The 24001-nt window shown below is 75.1% G+C and carries 21 protein-coding genes and 5 tRNA genes; 13 read left to right on the top strand and 13 right to left on the bottom strand.

Annotation, left to right across the window (positions count from 1 at the left end):
- Nucleotides 1–302: 302 nt before the first annotated feature.
- A tRNA-Lys gene (locus tag ABT048_RS38710) sits at nucleotides 303–378 on the bottom strand.
- A 47-nt stretch (nucleotides 379–425) separates the two neighbouring features.
- Nucleotides 426–1181, bottom strand: coding sequence for a nucleotidyltransferase domain-containing protein (locus ABT048_RS38705; protein WP_350526334.1), 756 nt, complete (start codon nucleotides 1179–1181; stop codon nucleotides 426–428).
- Nucleotides 1182–1347: 166 nt separating this feature from the next.
- On the opposite strand from ABT048_RS38705, the gene ABT048_RS38700 reads away from it, so the two are divergent.
- The 3 genes from ABT048_RS38700 to ABT048_RS38690 all read left to right on the top strand — a co-directional run bounded on the left by ABT048_RS38700 (nucleotide 1348) and on the right by ABT048_RS38690 (nucleotide 4184).
- Nucleotides 1348–2580 carry a DNA glycosylase AlkZ-like family protein gene (locus ABT048_RS38700; RefSeq protein WP_350526333.1) on the top strand — a complete coding sequence of 411 codons (1233 nt, stop codon included), beginning with the start codon at nucleotides 1348–1350 and terminating at the stop codon, nucleotides 2578–2580.
- 10 nt (nucleotides 2581–2590) lie between these two features.
- The gene (locus ABT048_RS38695; RefSeq protein WP_350526332.1) at nucleotides 2591–3352 is read left to right on the top strand and encodes an SDR family oxidoreductase; all 762 of its coding nucleotides are present in this window, start codon (nucleotides 2591–2593) and stop codon (nucleotides 3350–3352) included.
- A 133-nt stretch (nucleotides 3353–3485) separates the two neighbouring features.
- Entirely contained in the window at nucleotides 3486–4184 is a 699-nt protein-coding gene (locus ABT048_RS38690; RefSeq protein WP_350526331.1) for a tyrosine-protein phosphatase, read from the top strand.
- 39 nt (nucleotides 4185–4223) lie between these two features.
- Here ABT048_RS38690 and ABT048_RS38685 read toward each other — a convergent pair whose 3' ends face one another.
- Both ABT048_RS38685 and ABT048_RS38680 read right to left on the bottom strand, forming a co-directional pair.
- Nucleotides 4224–4673 (bottom strand): RICIN domain-containing protein, encoded by a 450-nt coding sequence (locus ABT048_RS38685; RefSeq protein WP_350526330.1) that lies wholly within the window; start codon nucleotides 4671–4673, stop codon nucleotides 4224–4226.
- Nucleotides 4666–5781 carry a low temperature requirement protein A gene (locus tag ABT048_RS38680; RefSeq protein ID WP_350526329.1) on the bottom strand — a complete coding sequence of 372 codons (1116 nt, stop codon included), beginning with the start codon at nucleotides 5779–5781 and terminating at the stop codon, nucleotides 4666–4668. The genes ABT048_RS38685 and ABT048_RS38680 overlap by 8 nt, the downstream gene beginning before the upstream one ends.
- A gap of 127 nt (nucleotides 5782–5908) precedes the next feature.
- Here ABT048_RS38680 and ABT048_RS38675 point away from each other — a divergent pair, with 127 nt between their 5' ends.
- A complete protein-coding gene (locus ABT048_RS38675; RefSeq protein ID WP_350526328.1) occupies nucleotides 5909–7003 on the top strand; it encodes a hypothetical protein in 1095 nt (364 codons plus the stop codon).
- Between the two features lie 148 nt (nucleotides 7004–7151).
- Complete coding sequence (locus ABT048_RS38670) at nucleotides 7152–7496, top strand: hypothetical protein (protein WP_350526327.1); 345 nt, start codon at nucleotides 7152–7154, stop codon at nucleotides 7494–7496.
- A gap of 48 nt (nucleotides 7497–7544) precedes the next feature.
- On the opposite strand, the gene ABT048_RS38665 is transcribed toward ABT048_RS38670, so the two are convergent.
- The 5 genes from ABT048_RS38665 to crcB (ABT048_RS38645) all read right to left on the bottom strand — a co-directional run bounded on the left by ABT048_RS38665 (nucleotide 7545) and on the right by crcB (ABT048_RS38645) (nucleotide 13276).
- Complete coding sequence (locus tag ABT048_RS38665; protein WP_350526326.1) at nucleotides 7545–8378, bottom strand: TIGR02452 family protein; 834 nt, start codon at nucleotides 8376–8378, stop codon at nucleotides 7545–7547.
- A gap of 192 nt (nucleotides 8379–8570) precedes the next feature.
- A complete protein-coding gene (locus tag ABT048_RS38660; protein WP_350526325.1) occupies nucleotides 8571–10829 on the bottom strand; it encodes a DEAD/DEAH box helicase in 2259 nt (752 codons plus the stop codon).
- Nucleotides 10830–11934: 1105 nt separating this feature from the next.
- Nucleotides 11935–12309, bottom strand: a complete 375-nt coding sequence (gene crcB, locus ABT048_RS38655; RefSeq protein WP_350526324.1) for a fluoride efflux transporter CrcB — start codon at nucleotides 12307–12309, stop codon at nucleotides 11935–11937.
- Nucleotides 12306–12740 carry a DUF190 domain-containing protein gene (locus ABT048_RS38650; RefSeq protein ID WP_350526323.1) on the bottom strand — a complete coding sequence of 145 codons (435 nt, stop codon included), beginning with the start codon at nucleotides 12738–12740 and terminating at the stop codon, nucleotides 12306–12308. The genes crcB (ABT048_RS38655) and ABT048_RS38650 overlap by 4 nt, the downstream gene beginning before the upstream one ends.
- A complete protein-coding gene (gene crcB / locus ABT048_RS38645; protein WP_350526322.1) occupies nucleotides 12737–13276 on the bottom strand; it encodes a fluoride efflux transporter CrcB in 540 nt (179 codons plus the stop codon). Before crcB (ABT048_RS38645) ends, ABT048_RS38650 begins: the two co-directional genes overlap by 4 nt.
- 70 nt (nucleotides 13277–13346) lie before the next feature.
- Between crcB (ABT048_RS38645) and ABT048_RS38640 the strand changes: the two genes are divergently transcribed.
- From ABT048_RS38640 to ABT048_RS38620, 5 genes are all read left to right on the top strand, one after another.
- A complete protein-coding gene (locus tag ABT048_RS38640) occupies nucleotides 13347–13688 on the top strand; it encodes a metallopeptidase family protein (protein ID WP_350526321.1) in 342 nt (113 codons plus the stop codon).
- 149 nt (nucleotides 13689–13837) lie between these two features.
- A tRNA-Glu gene (locus ABT048_RS38635) sits at nucleotides 13838–13910 on the top strand.
- Nucleotides 13911–13973: 63 nt separating this feature from the next.
- A tRNA-Asp gene (locus ABT048_RS38630) sits at nucleotides 13974–14047 on the top strand.
- 26 nt (nucleotides 14048–14073) lie between these two features.
- Nucleotides 14074–14147, top strand: a tRNA-Phe gene (locus tag ABT048_RS38625).
- Nucleotides 14148–14388: 241 nt separating this feature from the next.
- On the top strand, nucleotides 14389–14886 hold the full coding sequence (locus ABT048_RS38620) for a DUF3995 domain-containing protein (protein WP_350526320.1): 498 nt from the start codon (nucleotides 14389–14391) through the stop codon (nucleotides 14884–14886).
- Here ABT048_RS38620 and ABT048_RS38615 read toward each other — a convergent pair.
- Both ABT048_RS38615 and ABT048_RS38610 read right to left on the bottom strand, forming a co-directional pair.
- Nucleotides 14828–15922, bottom strand: a complete 1095-nt coding sequence (locus ABT048_RS38615; RefSeq protein WP_350526319.1) for an alpha/beta hydrolase family protein — start codon at nucleotides 15920–15922, stop codon at nucleotides 14828–14830. The two genes, ABT048_RS38620 and ABT048_RS38615, sit on opposite strands and share 59 nt — an antisense overlap.
- Nucleotides 15923–16011: 89 nt before the next feature.
- Nucleotides 16012–16932 carry a zinc-binding dehydrogenase gene (locus tag ABT048_RS38610; protein WP_350526318.1) on the bottom strand — a complete coding sequence of 307 codons (921 nt, stop codon included), beginning with the start codon at nucleotides 16930–16932 and terminating at the stop codon, nucleotides 16012–16014.
- A gap of 156 nt (nucleotides 16933–17088) precedes the next feature.
- Here ABT048_RS38610 and ABT048_RS38605 point away from each other — a divergent pair, with 156 nt between their 5' ends.
- Nucleotides 17089–18048: a LysR family transcriptional regulator gene (locus ABT048_RS38605; protein WP_350526317.1), complete on the top strand. Its 960-nt coding sequence runs from the start codon at nucleotides 17089–17091 to the stop codon at nucleotides 18046–18048.
- Nucleotides 18049–18159: 111 nt separating this feature from the next.
- Here the strand turns inward: ABT048_RS38605 and ABT048_RS38600 are convergent, their stop codons facing one another.
- Both ABT048_RS38600 and ABT048_RS38595 read right to left on the bottom strand, forming a co-directional pair.
- Nucleotides 18160–19089: a hypothetical protein gene (locus ABT048_RS38600; RefSeq protein WP_350526316.1), complete on the bottom strand. Its 930-nt coding sequence runs from the start codon at nucleotides 19087–19089 to the stop codon at nucleotides 18160–18162.
- Nucleotides 19086–19604 (bottom strand): SigE family RNA polymerase sigma factor, encoded by a 519-nt coding sequence (locus ABT048_RS38595; RefSeq protein WP_350526315.1) that lies wholly within the window; start codon nucleotides 19602–19604, stop codon nucleotides 19086–19088. Before ABT048_RS38595 ends, ABT048_RS38600 begins: the two co-directional genes overlap by 4 nt.
- A 141-nt stretch (nucleotides 19605–19745) precedes the next feature.
- Between ABT048_RS38595 and hrpA the strand changes: the two genes are divergently transcribed.
- The gene (gene hrpA / locus ABT048_RS38590) at nucleotides 19746–23729 is read left to right on the top strand and encodes an ATP-dependent RNA helicase HrpA (RefSeq protein ID WP_350526314.1); all 3984 of its coding nucleotides are present in this window, start codon (nucleotides 19746–19748) and stop codon (nucleotides 23727–23729) included.
- A gap of 131 nt (nucleotides 23730–23860) precedes the next feature.
- Nucleotides 23861–23934: transfer RNA gene (locus tag ABT048_RS38585), tRNA-Asp, on the top strand.
- Nucleotides 23935–24001 lie beyond the last annotated feature (67 nt).

Raw genomic sequence — 24001 nt, 5'->3', positions numbered from 1 at the left:
GGGCGCCCGGCGGCCCCCGCCGCCCGCCGCCGCTCCCCCGCCGCTCCGGGGGGCCCCCGCGCCCCGCCCGCCGCCCCCGCGGGGCGGCGGGCGGGCGCGGCTGCGCGGGGCTCTGCGGGGATGTCCGGATGCCGCCGGAGGCGCGCACGGCGTCGGCCGGCGTCGCAGGGCGTCGATCGGGGGGAGGGGGTGGGGCGTCCGGCCGCTCCGCCGCGGCGGGGGCACACGGCGGCCGCGGCGCACGGCCGCGGCGGGCGGGATCCGCCGCCTCCGGGACCTCGCCGGGGCGGCCGTGACGGATCTGGTGGGGCACCAGGGGCTCGAACCCTGAACCTACGGATTAAAAGTCCGCAGCTCTGCCAATTGAGCTAGTGCCCCGCGGCCCTTGGTCCCGGTGGTGCCCGGTGGGGAGAGCCACGGCGATCCTACCCGGTGGGGCCCAGGGCTCCGCCAGTGGATTGCACGGACGCGCCGTGGGTGTGCAGCGGCCCTTGAGGCGGCGTGTAGTGGGCCGCACGGACGCGGCGGAGCCACGCCTCGGCCGGGCGCGGGTCGGGGGCGGCGGGGAGGACACCGGGGCCGGCCAGCCGGTCGGCGGCGTCCGCGAGCAGGCTCTCGGCGACGGCGGGGCGGTCGGCGATGCGTTCGCCGAGTTCGCGGATCCGTTCGGGGTCGGGCAGCCGGATCAGGTTGCGGCCGCTCCGGTGCAGCCGGACGGCCTGCTCGACCAGCCGGACCAGGTGCCGGGCGTGCTTGGCGGCCCGGCGGCGAGTGGCCGGGTCGGTGGTGTCGCGGGTCAGCAGCTTGCGGAACTGCTGGTCGGCGTAGCCGAGATAGGCCTTCCGCACGGCGGGTGCGCTGAGGAAGCTCGTACGGATGCCGACGAGTTCCGCACCGAGCGGGGTGCGGGTCTCGTACAGGTCGTCGGGCAGCCAGACCAGTTCGGAGGCGGTCGGGTTGCAGGTCAGCGCGAGCCGGCACCACTTGGCGGCCTCGTGCAGGGTGAGGTCGGGCGCGGTGCTGACGTGCGACTCGGCGGGGCGGTGCAGGCCGTGCAACTCCTCGGTGGGCGTGGCGAACAGGCCCAGCCGGTCCAGGTCGGAGCCGGCGTGGGCGAAGCCGTACGCGGTGGAGCCGACGATGCCGGAGAGCAGGACGGTCCCGGGGGCGGTTGCGGGCACGGGTGGTCTCCTCCCGGGAGGCGGGCGGTCGGGCTGCGGACGGGCGTTCGGCCCACGGACGCGCCGCGGACCGGCCGCGGACGGGTACGGGCATCCTCTCCGGAACGGGCCGCGCCGGGCGAGCGAATTCCGGTCCGGGGCCCGCCCGCCCGCCGATACTGGCCCCATGGAGCACGATCCCCACGTGGAAGCGGTGGCAGCCGGCGGCGTCGAGAAGCTGCGGGCCTGGTGGTCGCACCGGCAGTGGCTGGACCGCCCGCACACCGGTGCGTCCGCCGCCGAGGTGCTGGCCGCCACCGGCTGGGCCCGCTCGGTGGGCGGCGCGGCACCGTACCTGGGACTGTTCGCCCGGGCCGGGCTCCGCCGGGCGGCGGTGGACGAGGCGGTGGCCCGGCTGGAGGTGCACGAGCTGCCGTCCGCCCGCGGCTGCACGTACGTGCTGCCCGGCTCCGACTTCGCGCTCGGCCTGGCCTGCGGCGCCGCCGCGCCGGTGGGTGAACTGACCGCGGCGGAGAAGCACCTGGGGGTCGGCCGGGACGAGGTGGAGAAGCTCTGCCTGGCCATCGAGCGGGTGCTGTCGCACGAGGAGCCGCTGGACCCGACCACGATCCGGGAGTCGGTCGGGGACGCGGTCCGCCCGCTCGGCGAGGCGGGCAAGAAGCGCGGCCTCGCCACCACCCTGCCGCTCGCCCTCGGGCTGATGCAGTCGCGCGGCCGGATCCGCCGGGTGCCCGTCAACGGCCGCCTGGACCAGCAGCGTTACGGCTACGTCGGCTGGGACCAGCCGGTCGCGGGGAACGCCGTCGACCTCGCCCACCGCTACTTCTCCTGGGCCGGCCCGGCCACCGTCAAGCACTTCCGCTGGTTCTCCGGCTTCACCGCCGCCACCGCCCGGCGGGCCGTCGCCGAGGCGGGCGCGGTCCCGCTCACGCCCGGCTCGGAACTCCTGCTCCCGCCCGAACTCGCGGACGAGTTCACCGAGTTCAGGGCGCCGAGCACACCGCACTACACCCTGCTGGCCGGCATCGACGGCATCCACCTGCTGCACCGCGACCTGCCCCGGCTGCTCAACCCCGCCGACGCCGCCCGCCCGCTGCCCGCCGGCCGGGCCGGCCGGGCCTTCGGCTCCGAGGCCGACCCGCAGACCCACGTCGTGCTCGACCGCGGCCGGATCGTCGGGCTCTGGGAGTACGACACCGAGCGGGCCGAGATCGTCCTGCTGCCCTTCGTGCCGCTCGACGACGCCCTGCGCGAGGCGGTGGCCCGCACCGAGGCGTTCGTCCGCGACGACCTCGGCGACGCCCGCGGCTTCAGCCTCGACTCGCCGAAGAGCCGCGCACCGAAGATCGCGGCGCTGCGGGCCGCCGCGGCAGGCGTGCCGGGCCGGTCGCGCGGGTAGCGTACGGACCGTGTCGACCACCATCACCGACGAAGTCCTGCTCGTCACCGGCGCCGGGCGCGGCATCGGCGCCGCCACCGCCCTGCTGGCCGCCCGCCGCGGCTACCGCGTCTGCGTCAACTACCGGACGGACGAGGCCTCGGCGGCCTCCGTCGTGGACGCGATCCGGGCCGAGGGCGGCACCGCCCTCGCGGTGCGCGCCGACGTCAGCCGGACCGCCGAGGTGGAACGGCTGTTCGCCACCGTGGACGCCGAACTCGGCCTGCTCACCGGCCTGGTGAACAACGCCGGCACGCTGGAGAAGCAGTGCCGGCTGGAGGAGATCGACGAGGACCGGCTGAACCGGATCTGGGCCGCCAACATCACCGGCCCGTTCCTGTGCGCGGCCCACGCCGTCCGCCGGATGTCCACCCGGCACGGCGGGCGCGGCGGCGCCGTCGTCAACGTCTCCTCGGCCGCCTCCAGGCTCGGCTCGCCGAACGAGTACGTCGACTACGCGGCCGCCAAGGGCGCGGTGGACTCGATGACCCGCGGCCTCGCCCTGGAGGTCGCCGCCGAGGGGATCCGGGTCAACGCGGTGCGGCCCGGACTGATCCACACCGACATCCACGCGCTCGGCGGCGAGCCCGGCCGGGTCGACCGGGTCGCGCCGGACCTCCCGATGCGGCGCGGCGGGCAGCCGGAGGAGGTCGCCGAGGCGATCCTCTTCCTGCTCTCCCCCGCCGCCTCCTACACCACGGGCGCGTTCCTGGAGGTCTCGGGCGGCCGCTGACGACCGGTTTCCGGCCCCCCGGAGCCGGAACCCGCACCACCCGGGGGCCGCTTTCGGACAGCGTCGGCCCGCCACCGAACGGCCCCCTCCGGTTTCCTTCCGCGCGCCTGCCCCCGCCCGTACGGTGGAAGCCATGACCGACGACGCCTTCATCGACATCCCCGGTGTGCGCAACTTCCGTGACGCGGGCGGCATCGGCGCCCTCCGCCGGGGCGTGCTCTACCGCTCCGGCTCCTTCCACACGCTCACCGAGGAGGGCGCCCGGCGGCTCAAGGCCCTCGGCCTGCGGACGGTGTTCGACCTGCGCAGCCGGTTCGAGCTGGAGACCTGGCCGGACCAGCGGCACGGCCTCGACCACGAGACCCTCAACCTGCCGACCCTGCCCGCCGATCGCGGCGACGTCGACCGGCCCTGGCCGGAGGACCAGGCCGCCCTCTACCCCTTCATGGCCGAAACGGCCGGCGCCTCGCTCGCCGCCGTCGTCCGCCGCCTCGCCGCGCCGGAGTCGCTGGCCGCCGTCGTCCACTGCGCCGTCGGCAAGGACCGCACCGGCCTCACCATCGCCGTCCTGCAGTCCCTGCTGGGCGCCTCCGAGGCCGACATCACCGCCGACTTCCTGCTCTCCAACATCGGCCTCGGCCTGGACAAGGGCCCCGTCCCGTACGTCGACGAGGCCGGAGCCGAACGCCTCTCCCGCCCGGTCGGCGCCGAACTCATCGCCTCCTCCCTCGCCTGGATCGGCACCCACCACGGCTCGATCCCCGCCTACCTCCACCACCACGGCGTCACCGACGCCGAACTGGACGCCGTCCGCACCAACCTCTCGGCCTGACCGGCGCCCCCGGCCCGGGCGGGGGCTCGACGGCGGGCCCTACGGCCGGCGCTCGAAGCGCCACCACTGGGTCGGTTCGTCGACGTCCTCCCACTGGTGGACGACGCCGTCCGGGGCCTGCGGCGCGGTCAGCGGCTTGCCGCTGATGAAGCTGCTGACGGTGTATGTCCCGGGGGCGTCCACGTGCGCCTCCAGCAGCCACTCCTGGGCGCCGAAGGCGTTGGCGCCCCACTGCTGGATCGGGACGCCGTCGTCCGGGGAGGCTCCGGTGACGTCGAGGCGCTTGCCGCTGCCGGCGTTCTCCAGGTGGTAGAGCGCGCCGCCCGGGTGGACGGCGGTGAGCCGCCAGAGCTGGGCGTCGGTGCCGTCGTCGGTGCCCAGCACGATCCGGGCGCCGCTGCGCCGGGAGGCGTCGGCGACCTGCAGCAGCAGGCCGGTGCCGACGTTGCGGACGAGGTAGCTGCCGTCGGTGATCGCGGAGTCAGTCACGGTCGAAGTCTGCCACCGGGTACCGACAGGCCTCGTAGCCGACGACCGCGGCCAGCACCGCCGCCACCACGCCGACCTGGACGAGCGCCGACACCCGGGTGCCCAGCGGGACGGTGGCCGCGACCAGCACCGCGCCGAGCAGCCGGGGCAGGTTGGGGCCCAGGCGGAGGAAGGCGCGCACGGCCGTGTTGACCACCAGGTACAGGGTGATCCCCCCGGCCAGCGCGGCCGCCTGCGGCAGGCTGATCGCGGCGACCGGGTGGCCGACCGCGGACTTGACCCCGGCGGCGAACAGCAGCACGCCGAGCAGCAGCCCGAAGTGGCCCAGGTAGAAGACCGAGACGGCCGCCCGGTTGCGCTCGGCGGAGGGCAGCGCGGCCATCCGGTGCTCGGCGCGGGCGTCGTCGTCGTGCCCGAAGTACGCCCACCAGAGCGCGACGCAGACGGTCAGGCTGAGCAGCGCGACGGCGATCAGCGCGGGCCCGAGGTCGGCCGTCCCGGCGCCGACGCCGATCGCGATCACCGACTCGCCGAAGGCGATGATCACGATCAGCCCGTGCCGCTCCACGAAGTGGTCGGCGCGCAGCCGGAACTCGGGCAGCCCGGCCGCCCACGGGGTCACGAACTGCATCGCGAAGGCGGCCGTCCAGAAGCCGAGTTGGACCGTCCCCGCGAGGTAGCCGCCGGCCACCACCAGGGCGCCGACGACCAGGTTGCTCGCGCCCATCCGCAGCACCGCGGCGGGGGTGACCCCGGCGGCGACGAACATCCCGGTGTGCAGGGCGACCACCACCAGGTACGCCCAGCCGAACGCGGCACCGCCGCCCTCGAAGGCGTGCGGGACGGACAGCGAGATGACCAGGAAGGCGCCCATCGCCAGCATCAGCAGCCCGCGCCGGCCGTGGGTGCGCGGCGGCATGGCGTTGGTCAGCCATATGAAGGCGTCGTACATCCACCAGATCACGCCCAGCATCACCAGCACCTGGGCGAACCCGCCGGGGGTGAGGTGGTGCACCAGGCTGCCCGTGAGCTGGGTGATGGTGAAGACGAAGACGAGGTCCAGGAAGAGTTCGAGCGGTGCCACCTTCAGGGCCGGCTCGGCGGTCACGGCGGTACTCGTCGCCTCAGGAGCACCAGGGGAAACACGCGATGCGGTCACGGCGCGAGTATCCGTCACCCGGCCCGGGCCCGGGGGCGTTTCGACCGGACCGGCTCCGCCGCCTATGCTGCGGCGAATGTCCACCGAGCAGATACCGTCGCACCGTCAGCAGCCCGCCTTCCTCGACGCCGTGGCCGACCTGGAGGCGGTGGTCGCCGCCGGGGACGACGAGCGCTTCGGCCCCGTCCTCGGCATGGTCGGCGGCCTGTTCGGCGCGGCCGCACCGGACGAGCGGGCCGCTGCCGGTCCCCGGCTGGCCGCGCTGCTGCCGGACGCCCCGCCGTTCCCCCGCTCGCACCTGGCGATGGTGGTGGGCGCCTGCGTCGAGCACGGCGCCGACCCGGTCGCCTGCGCCGGCCCGGTGCTGGCCGGCCTGCGCGGGGCGCTGACCGGCGCGCAGCTGCTGGCGCGGCGGTGGGCCGGGACCGGCGGCGGCCCGCTGCCGGACCCGGAGGAGGACGATCCGGCCGCTGCGCACGAGCGGATCGCCGACCCCGCCGTCCTGGACGAGTGGCACGCCCACCTGGCCGTGGTCGGCTGGTGGACGCTGCACCTGTGGCAGCAGGCGTCCTGGGCGGTGTACGCGCACGCCCCGGTCCGGACCGAGGCCCGCGCCTCGGGCGTGACCGGGGTGCTGGTGGACCTGTTCGCCCGGCACGAGGGCGAGCAGCACGACTTCAAGGGCCTCGCCCACCTCGCACTGATGCTGGACGACGAGCCGCTGCTGGTGCTCGACCGCCCCACCGGCACCGGCTACCTGCTGCGGATGAGCGGCCTGGGCGACACCTTCCAGCTGCACACCCTGCTCGCCGACGTGCTGATCGGCGGCGGCCACCTCCCCGGCGCCCCGCAGGACCCGGAGGTGGTGGCGCTGGCCCGGACGGCCTTCCTGGACCACCGCAAGCCGATCGCGACCGGCGCCTTCAACCTGGTCGCCCCGGACGGCTCCTGGCTCTGGAACGAGGGCACCCCGAGCGACATCCCGCTGCTGGACGGCGTGCGCACCCTGGTGCTGGAGCCGCAGCCGTACGAGCGCAGCTGGTCCGCCGGGCGCTTCATCCAGGAGGTCCCGGGCGACCTCCGGCTGGAGCGGGTGCTCGACCCGGCGGAGGCGGCGCAGTGGCTCGCCCGCACCGTCCCGGGGCACTCCACCGCGGCGGCCTTCCGGTAGGGCCCCGGCGCCTGCCCCGTAGCCGTCCGGTAGCCGCCCGGCACCTGCCCCGTAGCCGGTCCGGTCCGCCGCCGGAGCCACCGGTGGATCGCCGGTCCGGTCGGGTTATGGTCGGATTCCGACACAGCCCCGAGGAGTGGAGTCGACGATGGCGAAGGTCCCGAACGTGCTCGCGGCCGCCGCGCCCGCCGCGCTGACCGCGGCGAGCGGCCTGGTCGGCGGCTACGGCGTCGCCCGCTGGACCGGCCGGCGCGAGCTGGGCGGCGCGGTGCTGGCGGTGGCCGGCGCCGGGGCGGCCGCGCAGTGGCGCCGCAGCTCCGGCCCGGGCACCGCGGCCGCGCTGACCGGCCTGTACGTGGCGGCGTTCGGCGGCTCGCACCCGCTGGCGAAGCGGATCGGCGCCTGGCCGTCCGTCTTCGCCGTCACCGGCGTGGTCGCGGCGGCCTCCACGGCCGCGACGGCCCTGTCCGCCCGCAACCGCAGGACCCGCTAGGACCGGCGGGCCGGCTTTCGGCCTCGGGCCCGGCCCGCTCAGGCCCGGCTACGCCCGGCTCGCCGCGCCGAACCGGGCCTCGAAGGCCGCCCGGTTCACCGAGACCGGCGAGCGGTCCCAGACCGCGAACACCACCCGGTCGAAGGCCGCCCCGTACCGCGCCAGCGCACCGTCGAAGGCCTCGGCGACCTGGGCCGGGTCGTTGCCGAACACCCCGCAGCCCCAGGCGCCGAGCACCAGGGTGCGCAGCTCGTGCCGGGCCGCCGCCGCGAGCACCCGCACGGCCCGCTCGGCGAGCACCCCCCGCACGTCCGTACCGGCCGAACGCCGTTCCAGCTGCCCGGCGTTGGGCGCGGGCGAGGTCAGGAAGGTGACCGGGAACGGCTGCGCCAGCAGCTCGCCGCGCCCGTCCCGGATCACCGGCACGTCGGGCGAGACGATCACCCGGTGGCTGTACCGGAGGTCGGTCGAGGCCCGGTGCGCCTCGTAGTAGTCCGGCGCCTCCAGCAGGCAGCTGTACAGCAGCGCGCTGCGGCACAGGTCCTCCTCCTGGGCGCGGGCACCGCGCAGGTACCCGCCGCCGGGGTTGCGCGCGGAGGCGAAGTTCAGCACCCCGACCGGCCCGGCCCCGGCCGCGACCAGCCGCCCGGCGGCCTGGACGCTCCCCTCGGCCGTCACCTCGACGCTCCCGCGCGGCCCCGGCCCCGGCTCGCCCGCCGCCACCAGCGCGTCCAGCGCCTGCGGCGGGTACGACACCGTGCCGGCCCGGGCCGCCGTCAACTGCTCCCCCACCCGCACGAGTTCGCCGCCGGCCGTCCGGTAGTCCCCCCGTCCGGCGATCTCCTCGTTCACCCGTGCCACGTCATGCAGTCTGCTGCTCATGCCCCGGACGCTACGGGACTACCGCCACCGCGCGCCACAGGTTATTCTCACTTCCAGAACAACACCTCGGGGGGACGTGCCAGGACGAGGTGTCGGGGGGTATCGGGGGAACGCGAAGGGCCCGCTCCGGGGGACGGAGCGGGCCCTTCGTACGATCAGCGCGGCCGGCGGTCGATCACCGCCGGTGCGGCGTCAGTTCTTCCAGCGCGGCTTGCGGTCGTCGCGGTTGAAGCCGCCACGGTCGCCACCGCGGTCACGGTCGAAACCGCCGCGGTCACGGTTGAAGCCACCGCGGTCGGCCTGCGGACGGCCGCCGGAGCGGTGGTCGTCGCGGCGCGAGAACGGACGGCTGCTGCCGCCGCGCTCGTCGCGGTCCCGGCCGAAGGACGGACGGTCACCGAAGGAACGGGCCGGACGGTCACCGAAGGAACGGCCGCCGCGGTCGTCGCGGTCGCGGTTGAAGCCGCCACGGTCGCCACCGCGGTCACGGTCGAAGCCACCCGAGCGACGGTCGTCACGGTCACGGCCGGCGAAGCCACCGCGGTCACGGTTGAAGCCACCACGGTCGCCGCCACGGTCGCCACCGCGGTCACGGTCGAAACCGCCCGAGCGACGGTCGTCACGGTCACGGCCGGCGAAGCCACCGCGGTCACGGTTGAAGCCACCACGGTCGCCACCGCGGTCACGGTCGAAACCGCCCGAGCGACGGTCGTCACGGTCACGGCCGCCGAAGCCACCGGAACGGCGGTCGTCACGGTCGCGGTCCCGGCCGAAGCCGCCGGAGCGGCGGTCGTCGCGGTCCCGGTCGCCACCGCGGTCGCGGTCACGGCCGAAGGCCGGACGCTCGGTGCGCGCCTCGCGGTACGACGGGGTGCGCTCCTCGGCCTGCGGCGCGGCGGGCGCCTCGGCGGCGGCCGGAGCGGCCTCGGCCGCGGCGGACTCGCCGGTCTCCTCGGCGGCCGGCTCCTCGTCCACGATGCCCAGGTCGGCCCGCTCGCGCGCCGCACGGGCGGCCAGGCGGTCGGCCTCCTCGCGCAGCTCGGTGGCGCGGCGCTGCGCGCGCTCCAGCTGGCGGGTCATGTCGGCGATCTCGCGCTCGGCGGCACCGGCGATGTTGGCGGCGCTCTCCGCCTGGACCTCGGTCAGCGAACGGGCGCCGGTGATCTTGGCGACCTCGGCGTCGAAGGCGTGGTCCAGGATGTGGCGGCTGGCGTCGACGCCCGCGTCCTCCATCAGGCGGAAGACGCCGCGGCGCTGGTGCGGCAGCACCAGGGTGACGACGGCGCCCGAGCGGCCGGCCCGCGCGGTGCGGCCGGAGCGGTGCAGGTAGTCCTTGTGGTCGCCGGCCGGGTCCACGTTCAGGACCAGGTCGATGCCGTCGACGTGGATGCCGCGGGCGGCGACGTCGGTGGCGACGACGACGTTGGTGTAGCCGTCCTTGAAGTCGCCGAGGACGCGGGTACGGGCGCCCTGGGTCATGCCGCCGTGCAGCGCGTCGGCCTTCACGCCGGCCTCGATCAGCTGCTCGGCGACGCGGTCGGCGCCCATCTGGGTGCGGACGAAGATGATCGTGCGGCCCTTGCGGGCGGCGATCGCGTTGGTGATCGGCGCCTTGTCCTTGGGCTTCACCACGAGGATGTGGTGGGTCATGGTGGTGACGGCGCCGGCCGACGGGTCGACCTCGTGGGTGACCGGGCTCTTCAGGTAGCGCTTCACCAGGGTGTCGATCTCGTTCTCCAGGGTGGCGGAGAACAGCAGGCGCTGGCCGCCGGCCGGCACCTGGTCGAGGATCTCGGTGACCTCGGGCAGGAAGCCCATGTCGGCCATCTGGTCGGCCTCGTCGAGCACGACGGTCTGGACGTCGGCGAGCTTGGCGCTGCCGCGGTTCAGCAGGTCGCGCAGACGGCCCGGGGTGGCGACCAGGATGTCGACGCCACGCTCCAGCGCGTAGATCTGGTTCGACATCGAGGTGCCGCCGCAGACGACCTTGAGCTTGAGGCCGAGCACCGAGCCGAACGGCTCCAGGGCGTCGGCGACCTGCATGGCCAGCTCGCGGGTCGGGACCAGGATCAGGCCGCGCGGGTGCTTGGGCTTGGTGCGCTCGCCGTCGGCGAGGCGGGTCAGCAGCGGCAGGCCGAAGCTGAGGGTCTTGCCGGAGCCGGTGCGGCCACGGCCCAGCACGTCCTTGCCGGCCAGGGCGTCCGGGATGGTCGCGGCCTGGATCGGGAACGGGGTGGTGACGCCGCGCTTGGCGAGGGCACGGACGACGTCGTCGTGCAGGCCCAGGTCGCCGAAGGTGATGGTCGGCTCGGCGGCCGCCTCCTCGGTGGCCTCCACGGCCTCGGCGATCACCTCGTCCGCGGCGGTGTCGAGGGTGTCGGTGGTGTCGGTGACATCGGCGGCGGCCTCGTTCGCGGGCATGGCGAAGCGGGCGTCGTCAACGAGAGACATGCAAAACCTTCCGGAAGTGGCACGCGCCAAAGTCCGGGGTTCTGTTTCACAACCGCCTCTATGCGGTCAGCCACGGATCGCCGGAACGCGCCAAGGGCGCCAGATGGGAATAGGGCGCCAATCAAATGAATCAAACGAACGATCTACCACCATAGAGGACCCTGGGGATCGGAGGCAAATGCCCTGGACAGGACGCTAATGCCCACCGGCACGCGGGCTCGGTGCCGAGGAACCGGAGCTGCCCGACGAGGGCTCCGGGAGCGGCGGCACGGTCACGGGGGGCGAACTGTGCTCCGGCTCCGGAGTGCTCGACGGACGGCTGCTCGGCGTGGCCGACGGCGAGCCCGCCGAACCGCCCGAGCGGCCCTCGCCGGTACCGCCCGCCCCGCCCGTACCGCCGGAGCCCGCCGTGCCGCCGGAGCCGGTCGGCCCGCCGCCGCCCGGGTGCGGCGCCGGGCTGGTGTTCACGCCGCCCGCCGAACCACCCCCCGGGTCGCCGTCGGGCGGCCCCGGCACCGGGACCACCCCGGCCACCGTCCCGGTCGCCCCGGGCAGCACCTCGCCCGGCGCCGAGGTCGTGGGTCCGCCCGGCGCGCTCTCGGCCAGCAGGCCGCCCGGCCGCTCCGGGCGCCCCGACGCACCGCCCGGGTGCCCGGCCCCCGGCGAGGCCGAGGGCCCGCCCGTCGCGCCAGGCCGGCCCGCCGGACCGGCCTGCCCGACCGGCGCCACCCCGCCGTGCCTCTCCTCCGCCGCCGGACCGACCGACATGCAGCCCGTCAGCCCCAGCCCGGCCACCGTCAGCACCGCCGCCGCCCGCAGGGCGCGCGAGCGCAGGACCGCCGCGTTCCGTGCCCGCACCGCCCGCACCGCTCGCACCGCCCGAACGGCTCGCACTGCCCGAACCGACCGCACCGACCGCACCGAAGCCACCGAGGTCCCTCCCTACCGCCCCGCCCGGGCCGCCCACTCGCGGCCGCTTTCGGTGCCCAACGCGCGCCCGGCCCGGCGGGACACGGGCGAGGCGGCAGTTGGCCCGGCCGCCCGCCGAGGCGCCGCGTCGGCTGTCGCGTCCGCCGTGGCCCGGCCGGCGCCCCGGGCCGGCGCCTCAGCCCCAGAGGGCCGAGGCCAGCTCCGCCCCCGCGTAGACCGCGGCCAGCCCGGCGGCCACGCTGCCGGCCACGTTCGCCAGCGCGTACCGCCCGGCGCCGGTCTCGGCCAGCCGCAACGTCTCGTACGAGAAGGTCGAGTAGGTGGTCAGCGCACCGCAGAGCCCGGTCCCCAGCAGCAGTTGGACCCGCGAGGACGCCGCGCCGGCCGCCACCGCGCCGGTCACCGTCCCGAGGATCAGGCAGCCGACCACGTTCACCGTGAAGGTGCCCCACGGGAAGACCGAGTCGTGCCGGGACTGCACCGCCCGGTCCGTCAGGTACCGCAGCGGAGCGCCGACCACCGCGCCCGCCACCACCAGCAGCCAGTTCACTCCGCCGACGCTCCCCGGCCCGGCTCCCGGCCCGCGCCACCGCCGGGCCCACCGCCCGTGCCGCCGCCCGGACCGCCGTCGGCGCCGCCGCCCGGCCCGCGCCCCGTGTAGGTCACCACCTCGCACCGGTCCAGCAGCACCAGGCCCTCCGCCACCAGCCCGTCCAACTGCGGCAGGAACGCCCGCACCCGCTCCTCCTCGTCCACGATCACCACCGCCACCGGCAGGTCCTCGCTCAGCGACAGCAGCCGCGTGGTGTGCACCAGCGACGACGCCCCGAACCCCTCGATCCCCCGGAACACGCTCGCCCCGGCCAGCCCGGCCGCCCGCGCCCGGTGCACGACCTCGCTGTACAGCGGGCGGTGGTGCCACCGGTCGCTCTCCCCGACCAGCACCGTCAGCCGCAGCGCCGGCCCGCCCAGCCGGGTCACCGCACACCCCCGCCGGTCGCCGGGCCGCCCCCGGCCGCCCCGCGGCGGACCGCACGGTGGATCAGACGCCTGGTCAGCCCCGCCGCCGCCCACACCGCGACCAGCGCGCCCAGCAGCGTCAGCCCCAGGTACGCCAGCCCCGGCCCGAGCCGGCCCGCCTCCAGCAGCCGCCGGATGTCCACCGCGTACGTCGAGAAGGTGGTGAACCCGCCCAGCACGCCGGTGCCGAAGAACGGCCGCACCAGCGGGTGCGCCTGCCGCCCCTCGGTGATCACCACCAGGAACACCCCGATCACCGCGCAGCCGACCACGTTGACCAGCAGCGTCGTCCACGGGAAGGCCGTCGGCCCGGTCTCCCAGCCGAGGCCGGCCGCGTACCGCGCCACCGCCCCGATCGCCCCGCCGACCGCGACCACCGCCACCGCCGGCCCCTGCCCGCGCAGCACCGGCGGCCGGTGCCGCACCCGCGCCGCGACCGGCGGCGTCCCGGGCGGCCCGCCCACCGTGTCACCCAGAGCGCCCTCCGAGGTCGTCATAGCCCCATCAAACACCGGCGTCCGCCACCTGGCACACCGTCACCCCAGACCCGACAATGATCCGGTGGAGATGACCCGGGAAGAGTTCGAGACGCTGGTCAGCGACGCGCTCGACCAGATTCCCCCGCAGCTCGCGGCCATGATGGACAACGTCGCGATCTTCGTCGAGGACGAACCCGAACCGAGCGACCCCGAGCTCCTCGGCCTCTACGAGGGCACCCCGCTCACCGAACGCGGCGAGTGGTACGCGGGCGTCCTGCCCGACCGCATCCTGATCTACCGCGGCCCGACCCTCCGCCACTGCGAGACCCGCGAGCAGGTGGTCGAGGAGGTCCGCACCACCGTGATCCACGAGGTCGCCCACCACTTCGGCTTCGACGACCACGAGCTCGACGAACTCGGCTGGTCCTGACCCCCTCCGCGGCCCCGCGCCGCACCTGCTCCGCCCCGCCCCGCAGGCCGCCCCCACCCGCCCGGCCGAAACCCGTTTTGGCGATCCGCCCGGCATCCCATATGCTTCTCGACGTCCCCGAACGCTGGAAACAGCGGGACAGGCCGCAAGCCCTCATCGTCTAGTGGCCCAGGACGCCGCCCTTTCAAGGCGGTAGCACGGGTTCGAATCCCGTTGGGGGCACGCAGTACCGCATTACCGTAGTAAAGTGCAGTGCCGCAAGACCTTAGTGGTTCGCCACTACCAGGTCCCGTGGAGCAGTTGGTTAGCTCGCCACCCTGTCAAGGTGGAGGTCGCGGGTTCAAGTCCCGTCGGGATCGCTCGTCTCGCAAGAGACGCGCAGTACGGCCAGGTAGCTCAGTTGGTACGAGCGTCCGCCTGAAAAGCGGAAGGTCGCCGGTTCGACCCCGGCCCTGGCCACAACAGGAAGCCCCCGTAGCGAATTCGCTACGGGGGCTTCGTCGTTCCCGAGCCCCGGCCACTCCGGTCGATGCCCGGGAGGGCGAGACGCTGCACGTCCCGGAGCCCTTCGGCTTCGCGCTGGTGACCGACCGGCTGCTGCCGCACTGACCGCCGGTCCGCCCCGGATCCCCCCGCAGGGGGAGGGGGAACCGTCGACAGGACGATCCGCCGGGGCGGGGCCGGGCGGGACGGTGGGGGCATGGAGACGACGAGGGACACGGGCTGGAACCGGCTGGCGGCGCGGGCCGGGTACGTGGCGGCGGCGTGGGCGGTGGCCTTCGCGCTGGTGCACCTGTACTGGCTGGCCGACGGGCGGCTCGGGCTGCCGGAGGGCCGCTCGGTGTGGAGCAACACGCCGCTGCTGGTGATCGACGTGATCGCGATCCCGCTGTGCGCGGTGGCCGCGGCGGTGGCGCTGGCGCCGCTGCGGCGGTGGGGCGGGCGGGTGCCGGCGCGGCTGCTGACCGTCGCGCTGTGGGGCACCACCGCGCTGCTGGTGCTGCACGCCGCGCCGTCCGTCCCCGATTGGTTCGCCCTGGCCGTCGGCAGCCGGTCGAGTGCCGGGCTGGACGCGATGGCCCGGTTCGCGACCTTCGGCTACGAGCCGTTCTTCCTGCTCGGCGGGGTCCTCTTCGGCGTCACCGCGCTCGGCCGCCGGGCGTCCCGCCGGCCGGCCCTGCGGACAGCCGTGCGGTGAGCCAGTCGGCGGTGGGGGCGAGCCAGTCCGGCAGGGCGGTGCCGAGCAGGTGGTTGCCGTGCGGGACGAGGAGGAGTTCGGCGTCGGGCGCGTGCTCGGCCAGCGCGGTGGCGTCGGTGACGCCCGGGATGCGGTCCTCCCCGCCCTCGACCACCAGCAGCGGGACGGCGATCCGCGGCGCGAGGGCGGCCAGGTCGATCCGGCCGGCGAAGGCTCGGGCCGCCTCGTACCCGCCGCAGCGCTGGGCGAGGGTCGCGGTGACGAACGGGACCAGACCGTCCCAGTCCAGCCGGTACGGGCCGCTGACCACCGCGGCGGCGCACAGCCGCGGCTCGTGGGCGGCGGCCTCGGCGACGTAGTAGCCGCCCAGGCTGAGGCCGATCACGGCGGTCCGGGCCGGGTCCAGGCCGTCCCGGCGGCCGAGCGCGTCGAGGGCGCGCCCGACGACCCGGTGGTACTCGGGCTCCGGCGCGCTGCGGGCGGCCAGCACGCCCTGTCCGGGCCCGTCGACGGCGAGCACCGCGACACCCCGGGCCAGCAGGGCCTCGGCCACCGCGTGGAACTCCTCCTTGCCGGAGTCCATCCCCGGCACCACCACCACGACCGGCACCGGCGGGCCGCCCGCCGCCGGGCGGCGCAGCCAGCCCGCGAAGCCCTCGCCCTCGACCCGCTCGGCGCCCGGTTCGAGCAGCGCCAGCGCCCGCCGCATCGCCTCGTCGGCCTCCTCGGCGACCTCGGCCGCGGCGGCCCGGTCGGGGTGCGGGAGCAGACCCGCGAAGTGGAACCAGCGGGCGGCGCTCCGGTACGCCTCGCCGGCGGTGACCGTCCGGCCCTCGGCGGCGGCGCGCTCCGCCGTCCCGGTGTACCGGCGGCCGGCGGCGCGGCAGGCGGCCGGCCAGTCGTGCAGGGAGGTCAGCGGGCCGGTGACCCGGGCGTACTCGTAGAGGTCCAGGCCGGCGCCGTGGGCGCGGGGGCGGGTCTCGGCGACGAAGGCGGGCAGCAGGCCGGGGGTGTCGAGGAAGGACAGGTCGGGCACGGCGGGGGTTCCCTTCGGGACGGGGTTCGAGGTGCGGTTCACGGACGGGGCGCGGGCGCGGCCTCGGGCGCGGGGCTCAGGCACGGGGCTCAGGAGACGGTCAGCACGGCCTTGCCGCGGATCCGGCGCTCGCGCAGGTCGGTGAGCACGGTGGCGGTCTCGGCCCAGGGCGCCACCCGGCCGAGTTCCGGGGTCAGCCGGCCCCGGTCCGTCAGGCGCACCAGGGTGGCCAGGTCCGCGCCGTCGGGCACGTCGGAGTCGGCGTAGTGGAAGTGCCGGACGACCGCCGACTCCGGGCCCTTGAAGAAGTCGAAGAAGTCGAGCGTGGCGGGCGTCCGGGAGGCCTGGCCGAACCAGATCAGGGTGCCGCGCCGGGCGAGCCGGGCCAGCGCGAGCGGCAGCGCGGCGCCGCCGGTGGACTCCAGCACCAGGTCGTACGGTCCGCGCGCCGCGGCCACGTCGTGGACCACCTCGGCCGCCCCCAGTTCGGCCAGCCGCCGGCCGCGCTCCGGGGAGGCGGTGACGGCGGTCAGCTCGGCCCCGGCCGCGGCCGCCAGCTCGGTGACGTAGTGGCCGACGCCCCCGGAGGCCCCGGTCAGCAGCACCCGCCGCCCGGCCAGGGCCCCCGCCGTGCGGAGCAGCCGCAGCGCGGTGAGGCCCGCGAGCGGCAGCGCGGCGGCCCGTACGGCGTCCAGGCTGTCGGGCAGTTCGGCGAGGGAGGACGTCGGGACGCAGACGTACTCGGCCCAGCCCCCGGCCGGCGGATGCGCCACCACCCGCCGGCAGACCGCGGGCCCCGACCCGTCGGCGGCGGCCTGCACCACCAGCCCGGCCACGTCCTTCCCCGGCCGCCACCCGGCCCGGGGCGCCTCCAGCTGGAAGGTCTCGCCCCGGTTCACCGAGAACGCCTCCACCTTCACCAGCGCCTCGCCCGGCTCCGGTCGCGGCTGCTCCACCTCCGCGAACCGCACCGGCTCCGCCGTCCGCCCCGTCGCCACCAGCGCCTTCATCCCCACTCCTCCGTCGGTCACCCCCTCACCACACCGCGCCCCGCCCCGGCAGGTCCAACAACCACCGGACGGCGACGACAACCGGCGGTTGTGGGGCTGCCTGCGACGGCCGGGACGCCTCCGCGCCGGCGGCCCGTCAGGGCCTAGGGTGCCCGGGTGGATCTGGATCTGGCGCAGGTGCGGGGGTTCGTCGTCGCGGCCGAGGAGTTGCACTTCGGGCGGGCGGCGGGGCGGTTGGGGATCAGTCAGCAGGGGCTGTCGAAGCGGGTGGCGCGGCTGGAGGCCGCGCTGGGGGTGCGGCTGCTGGAGCGGGACGCCCGCGGGGTGGGGCTGACCGGGGCGGGGCAGCGGTTCCTGGAGCCGGCGCGGCGGTTGCTGGCGCAGGGGGATCGGGCGGTGGCCGCCGTGGGCTGTGCGGCGCGGCCGCTGCGGATCGACGTGTGGGGGCACCTGTACGCGCCGATGCGGACGCTCGCGCAGGCGGTGGACGTGGCGCCGGGGCTGGCGGTGGAGCCGGTGCCCGGCCGGGACCTGCCGTCGGTGGCGGCGGCGCTGCGGCGCGGGGAGTCGGACGCCGGGTTCGGCCGGGTGCACCAGCTGCCGGACGGCGGCGACGCCGGGCTGACGCACCGCCTGGTCCGGCTGGAGCCGGTGGACGCGCTGCTGAGCACCGGCCATCCGCTGGCCGACCGCGACGTGCTGAGCCCGGCGGAGCTGCGCGACAGCGCCCTGCGCTACCCGGCGGCGGTGGACCGGCTGGACTTCCTCACCCGCTTCGCGACCCGCTTCGGCGTCGCGCGCCGGGTCGGCTCGACCAACCTGGGCCTGGAGCACTTCCTGGACGAGGTCCGCTCCGACCCGTCCTGCTTCTCCCTCGTCCCCGCCGACTCCCCGCTCCCCGACCGCCCGGGCGTCCGGACCGTGCCGCTGGCCGACCCGACCCCGTTGTACGCCTGGTCCCTCCTCTGGCGGGAGGACGCGTCCACCGACCCGCACCCCCGACTCGACGCGCTGCTCAGGGCGTTCACCACCGCGGCGGCCCGCGGCCGCTGGCTGGAGTACGACCCCGCCCGCGACTGGCTCCCGGACGCGGACGAGGCCGCGCTCCGGCCGTGAAGCGGGCTCCTCGGCCCGCCAGGGCACCCGTCACCGTCGAATCGGGACCCCTGTGGCGCACCGGACCGACGTTCCCGGCGGGGCCGGCGGTCCGGGAGGGTCACGGGCGGCTCAGGAGCGGAACCAGTTGTCGTCGGTGCCGAGCACCGAGCCGTCCGCGGCGTAGAGGGTGAAGGCGTCGGCGTCGGAGCCCGGCTTCTTCGCGATGGCGATCCAGCGGACCGGGGAGTCGGCGACCGTGACCGGCACCGCCTCGGTGGAACCGCCGGTCTTCCAGGTCACCACGGCCTTCGCGACCTCGGGCCCGACCCCGGCGACCACCACCGGCGAGGCGCCCATCTCGCCGCCCTTGAAGCCGAGCATCGCCCCGCCGCCGACGAAAGGCGAGCCGGGGGCGGACGTCGCGCCCGGCTTCCCCGGGACGGGGGTCTGGTGCACGGTGTCGTTCACCTGCCGCTTGCCGTCCACGGTGAGGTAGAGGTTCACCTCGTCCAGGTCGGGCCGCCAGTGGCGGTCGACCTCGTCGTTCGTCATCCTCGGCAGCTGGGGGATGGCGGCGTGCCGCTCCGTCCAGAGCAGTTCCTCCTGCCGGTGGGCGTCCTCCTTGGTGGGGGCGGCCGGCCACAGGGCGGCCCAGGCCTGCCAGGTGCGGCCGTCCGCGGTGCCTTCGCCGATCTTGACCCGGACGGGGGTCAGCGGGTCCCGCGCGGGCGCGGTCGGGGTGGCCGCCGCGGAGGCCGGGGCCGATCCGGCCGTGGAGGCCGAGGGGGAGGCCGCCGCCACCACGGACGAGACCGCCTGCCGGCCGCGCTGGTCGAGCACCGCCCCGCCGCCGACGACGGCCGCGGCCAGCACCGCGGCCGCCCCGGCGGTCAGCAGGCGCCTGCGCCGCAGCCGGCGCCGCCCGCCGGTGAGCAGCCGGTCGTACGGGACCGTCCCGATGTCGACGCTCCCGGCCAGTTCGCCGAGGGCCCGCGAGGCCGCCGCCTCGTCGTCCGCGGCACCGCCCGCCGGGCCGCCGGTCATGGACTCCTTGCTCATCTTCCGCCTCCGATGCTGGTCAGTCCGCTGAGTGAGGAGGCCGCCCGGAGCTTGGCCAGGCCCTTGGCCGCCTGGCTCTTCACCGTCCCGACCGAGCAGCCCATGGTCGCCGCGGTCTGGGTCTCGGTGAGGTCCTCCCAGTAGCGCAGGACGACGGCCTGGCGCTGGCGCGGCGGCAGTCCGCCGAGCGCGGCGAGCAGCGTGGCCCGGTCGTCCGGGTCGGCCCCGGTCGGCGCGGCCCGGTCGGGAACGGCGTGCACGAGCTGCTCGACCGGCCTGCGCCGGAAGCGCCGGGCGTGTTCGTTGACCAGGATCCGGCGGACGTACGCCTGCGGGTCGTCCGCCGCGCGCACCCTGCCCCAGGCGACGTACGCCCGCTCCAGTGCCTGCTGGACCAGGTCCTCGGCGCCGTGCCGTTCGCCCGCGAGCAGGTAGGCCGTCCTGAACAAGCGCGACCACGCGCCGCCGGCGAACGCCCGGAACTCGTCGTCCCGGGCGGTCTTCTGGGCTCCCATGAGCACCTCCTCAACCCTCCGGAGCCCGTAACGGCCGTGGACCGTTGCCCGGCGTTCGCGAATCGCCGCCGGCGGCTGTGACACTGGAGGGGCTCGAAAACCGAGGTGCGCTCCGCCGTGCCTCCTTGCGAACCTAGAGGGATGCCCGCAGTGAGTTCTCCCGCAGTCCAGTCCGCCCCCGCGCCCGCCGAGGGCCCCGGCATCGGCGAGCTGGCCGCCCGCCTGCCCGAGCTGACCCTGCGCGACGAGGTGCGGATCGGGCGCCGGCTGGAGGGGGCCCGCCGGGTCCGCAAGGCCGAGGCCCGGCAGAAGGTCGCCGCCGAGATCGCGGCCGACATCGAGCGCGCCGAGTTGCTGGTCGAGCAGCGCCGGAACGCCGTCCCGACGATCACGTATCCCGCCGAGCTGCCGGTCAGCCAGAAGAAGGACGAGATCCTGGCGGCGATCCGGGACCACCAGGTGGTGATCGTCGCGGGCGAGACCGGCTCCGGCAAGACCACCCAGATCCCGAAGATCTGCCTGGAGCTCGGCCGCGGCGTGCGCGGCCTGGTCGGCCACACGCAGCCGCGCCGGATCGCCGCCCGCACGGTGGCCGAGCGGGTCGCGGAGGAGCTGGACAGCCCGCTCGGCGAGGCGGTCGGCTGGAAGGTCCGGTTCACCGACCAGGTCGGCCAGGACACCCTGGTCAAGCTGATGACGGACGGCATCCTGCTCGCGGAGATCCAGACCGACCGCGACCTGCGCCAGTACGACACCCTGATCATCGACGAGGCCCACGAGCGCAGCCTCAACATCGACTTCATCCTCGGCTACGTCAGGCAGCTGCTGCCCCGCCGCCCGGACCTCAAGGTCGTGATCACCTCCGCGACCATCGACCCGGAGCGCTTCGCCCGGCACTTCGGCGACGCCCCGATCATCGAGGTCTCCGGCCGCACCTACCCGGTGGAGGTCCGGTACCGGCCGATCGTGGAGGACGGCGCCGAGTACGACGGCGACGAGGCGGACCGCGACCGGGACCAGGTCCAGGCGATCTGCGAGGCCGCCCAGGAGCTGCAGGCCGAGGGCCCGGGCGACATCCTGGTCTTCCTCTCCGGCGAGCGCGAGATCCGCGACACCGCCGACGCCCTCAACCGGCTGAAGCTGAGGAACACCGAGGTCCTGCCGCTGTACGCCCGGCTCAGCTCGGCCGAGCAGCACCGGGTCTTCCAGCGTTCCAACAGCCGCCGGATCGTCCTGGCCACCAACGTGGCCGAGACCTCGCTGACCGTCCCCGGCATCAAGTACGTGATCGACCCGGGCACCGCCCGGATCTCCCGCTACAGCCACCGCACCAAGGTGCAGCGGCTGCCGATCGAGGCGATCAGCCAGGCCAGCGCCAACCAGCGCAAGGGCCGCTGCGGCCGCACCTCGGACGGCATCTGCATCCGGCTGTACTCGGAGGAGGACTTCCTCTCCCGCCCCGAGTTCACCGACGCCGAGATCCTGCGCACCAACCTGGCCTCGGTGATCCTGCAGATGACCGCGGCCGGCCTCGGCGACATCGCCGCCTTCCCGTTCCTGGACCCGCCGGACTCGCGCAACATCAAGGACGGCGTCCACCTGCTGCACGAGCTGGGCGCGCTGGACCCGGACGAGAAGGACCCGCGCAAGCGCCTCACCCAGCTCGGCCGCAAGCTCGCCCAGCTCCCGGTGGACCCGCGGATGGCCCGCATGGTGCTGGAGGCGGACCGCAACGGCTGCGTCCGCGACGTCATGGTGATCGCCGCCGCGCTGTCCATCCAGGACCCGCGCGAGCGCCCCGCCGAGAAGCGCCAGGCCGCCGACGACCGGCACCGCCGGTTCACCTCGGAGACCTCGGACTTCCTCTCCTACCTGGCGATGTGGCGCTACGTCCGCGAGCAGCAGAAGGAGCTGTCCTCCTCGGCCTTCCGCCGGATGTGCAAGGCGGAGTTCCTCAACTACCTGCGGATACGGGAGTGGCAGGACATCTACACCCAGCTGCGCACCGTGGCGAAGCAGTTGGGCGTGACCATCGAGGAACCGCATCCCGACGCCGAGCCGGACGCCGACCGGATCCACCAGTCCCTGCTGGCCGGGCTGCTCTCCCACATCGGCCTGTTCGACGTGGAGAAGCGCGAGTACGGCGGCGCGCGCGGCGCCCGCTTCGCTGTCTTCCCGGGCTCCGGCCTGTTCAAGAAGCCGCCGCGCTGGGTGATGTCGGCCGAGCTGGTGGAGACCTCCCGGCTCTGGGCCCGGATCAACGCCAAGATCGAGCCGGAGTGGGTCGAGCCGCTGGCCGGCCACCTGATCAAGCGCAGCTACAGCGAGCCGCACTGGGAGAAGAAGGCCGGCGCGGTGCTGGCGTACGAGAAGGTCACCCTCTACGGGATGCCGGTCGTCGCCCAGCGCAAGGTCAACTACGGGCGGATCGACCCGGAGCTCTGCCGCGAGCTGTTCATCCGCAACGCGCTGGTCGAGGGCGACTGGGAGACCCACCACCGGTTCTTCGCGGAGAACCGCAAGCTGCTCGGCGAGGTCGAGGAGCTGGAGAACCGGGCCCGCCGCCGGGACATCCTGGTGGACGACCAGACCCTGTTCGACTTCTACGACGCCCGGCTGCCCGAGGACGTCGTCTCCACCCGGCACTTCGACTCCTGGTGGAAGAAGGCCCGGCACGAGCAGCCGGACCTGCTGAACTTCGAGAAGTCGATGCTGATCAACGACGCCGCCGACGGCGTCACCGAGGCCGACTACCCGGACCACTGGCAGCAGGGCAAGCTGCGCTTCCAGCTGACCTACCAGTTCGAGCCGGGCAGCGACGCGGACGGCGTGACGGTGCACATCCCGCTGCCGGTGCTCAACCAGGTCACCGCGGAGGGCTTCGACTGGCAGATCCCCGGTCTGCGGCAGGAGCTGGTCACCGCGTACATCAAGTCGCTGCCGAAGGCGATCCGGCGCAACTTCGTCCCGGCGCCGGACTTCGCCAAGGCGGCGCTGCGCGCGGTGAAGGACCGCCAGGAGCCCTTGCTGCCCGCCCTGGAGCACGCCCTGAAGCGGCTGACGGCCGTCACCGTGCCGCCGGAGGCCTGGGACGACGAGCGGGTGCCGGAGCACCTCAAGGTGACCTTCCGGGTGGTGGACGGGCGCCGCAAGCTCGCCGAGTCCAAGGACCTGGAGGAGCTGCGGCTGAAGCTCAAGCCGAAGCTCAAGGAGACGCTGTCCTCGGCCGCGTCCGGCCAGGGCATCGAGCAGGGCGGGCTGACCGCCTGGCCGGAGTCCCTGCCGGTCCTGCAGCGCACCTTCGAGCAGCGCTCGCGCGGCCACTCGCTGCGCGCCTACCCGGCGCTGGTGGACGAGGGCAGCGCGGTCGGCATCAAGCTGTTCGACACCCCGGAGGCCCAGACGCAGGCGATGTGGGAGGGGACGAGGCGGCTGCTGATGCTGACCACCAACTCCCCGGCCAAGTCGATCCAGGGCCGGTTGGGCAACCAGGCGAAGCTGGCGCTCTCGCACAGTCCGCACGGCTCGATCGGCGCGCTCTTCGAGGACGTCGTGTCCGCGGCGACGGACCGGCTGATGACCCTGGCCGGCGGCCCGGCCTGGGACGAGGCGGCCTTCGGCAAGCTGCACGACAAGGTGCGCGCGGACCTCTACGAGCTGTCCGCGGACACCACGTTGAAGACGGCCACCGCACTGATCGCCTTCCACAAGGCTTCGACCCGTCTGAAGACGGTGAGCAGCCCGGTGCTGCTGAACGCGGTGAACGACGTCCGGCTGCACCTGGCCTCGCTGGTGCACCCGGGCTTCGTGACCGCGACCGGCTGGCAGCGGCTGCCGGACCTCAAGCGCTACCTGCTGGCGGTGGACCGCCGCCTGGAGGCGCTGCCCAACCACCCGCAGCGGGACGCCCAGCAGCTGCTGAAGGTGCAGCAGGTCCAGCAGGCCTACGGGGAACTGCTGGCGGCGGTGCCGGCCGGGCGGCAGCCCTCCGCGGAGGTGCGGGCGATCCGCTGGATGATCGAGGAGCTGCGGGTCAGCTTCTTCGCCCAGTCGTTGGGCACGCCGAGCCCGGTCTCGGAGAAGCGGATCATGAAGGCGATGGAGGCGGCGCGGGCCGCCCTCTGACCCGGGCCGCGGGGCAGCCCCCTGAGCTGCGGGTGGGCCTTCAGGAGCCAGTTCGACCTGGGGGCCCACCATGGGCTAGAGTCTGTCTTGTTCGCAGCGCGGCAAGCGAGTGAACGAGATCAGAAAACTCTGGTCCCGTGGAGCAGTTGGTTAGCTCGCCACCCTGTCAAGGTGGAGGTCGCGGGTTCAAGTCCCGTCGGGATCGCCGCAGTGCGAGAGGCCCGGAACCGTCAGGGTGCGCGGGCCACCCGTGTTACAGGCCGGGAGCGCAA

Source organism: Kitasatospora sp. NPDC096140, assembly GCF_040303045.1.
Classification (GTDB): domain Bacteria; phylum Actinomycetota; class Actinomycetes; order Streptomycetales; family Streptomycetaceae; genus Kitasatospora.
This window is presented reverse-complemented; position numbering and strand designations above follow the sequence as displayed.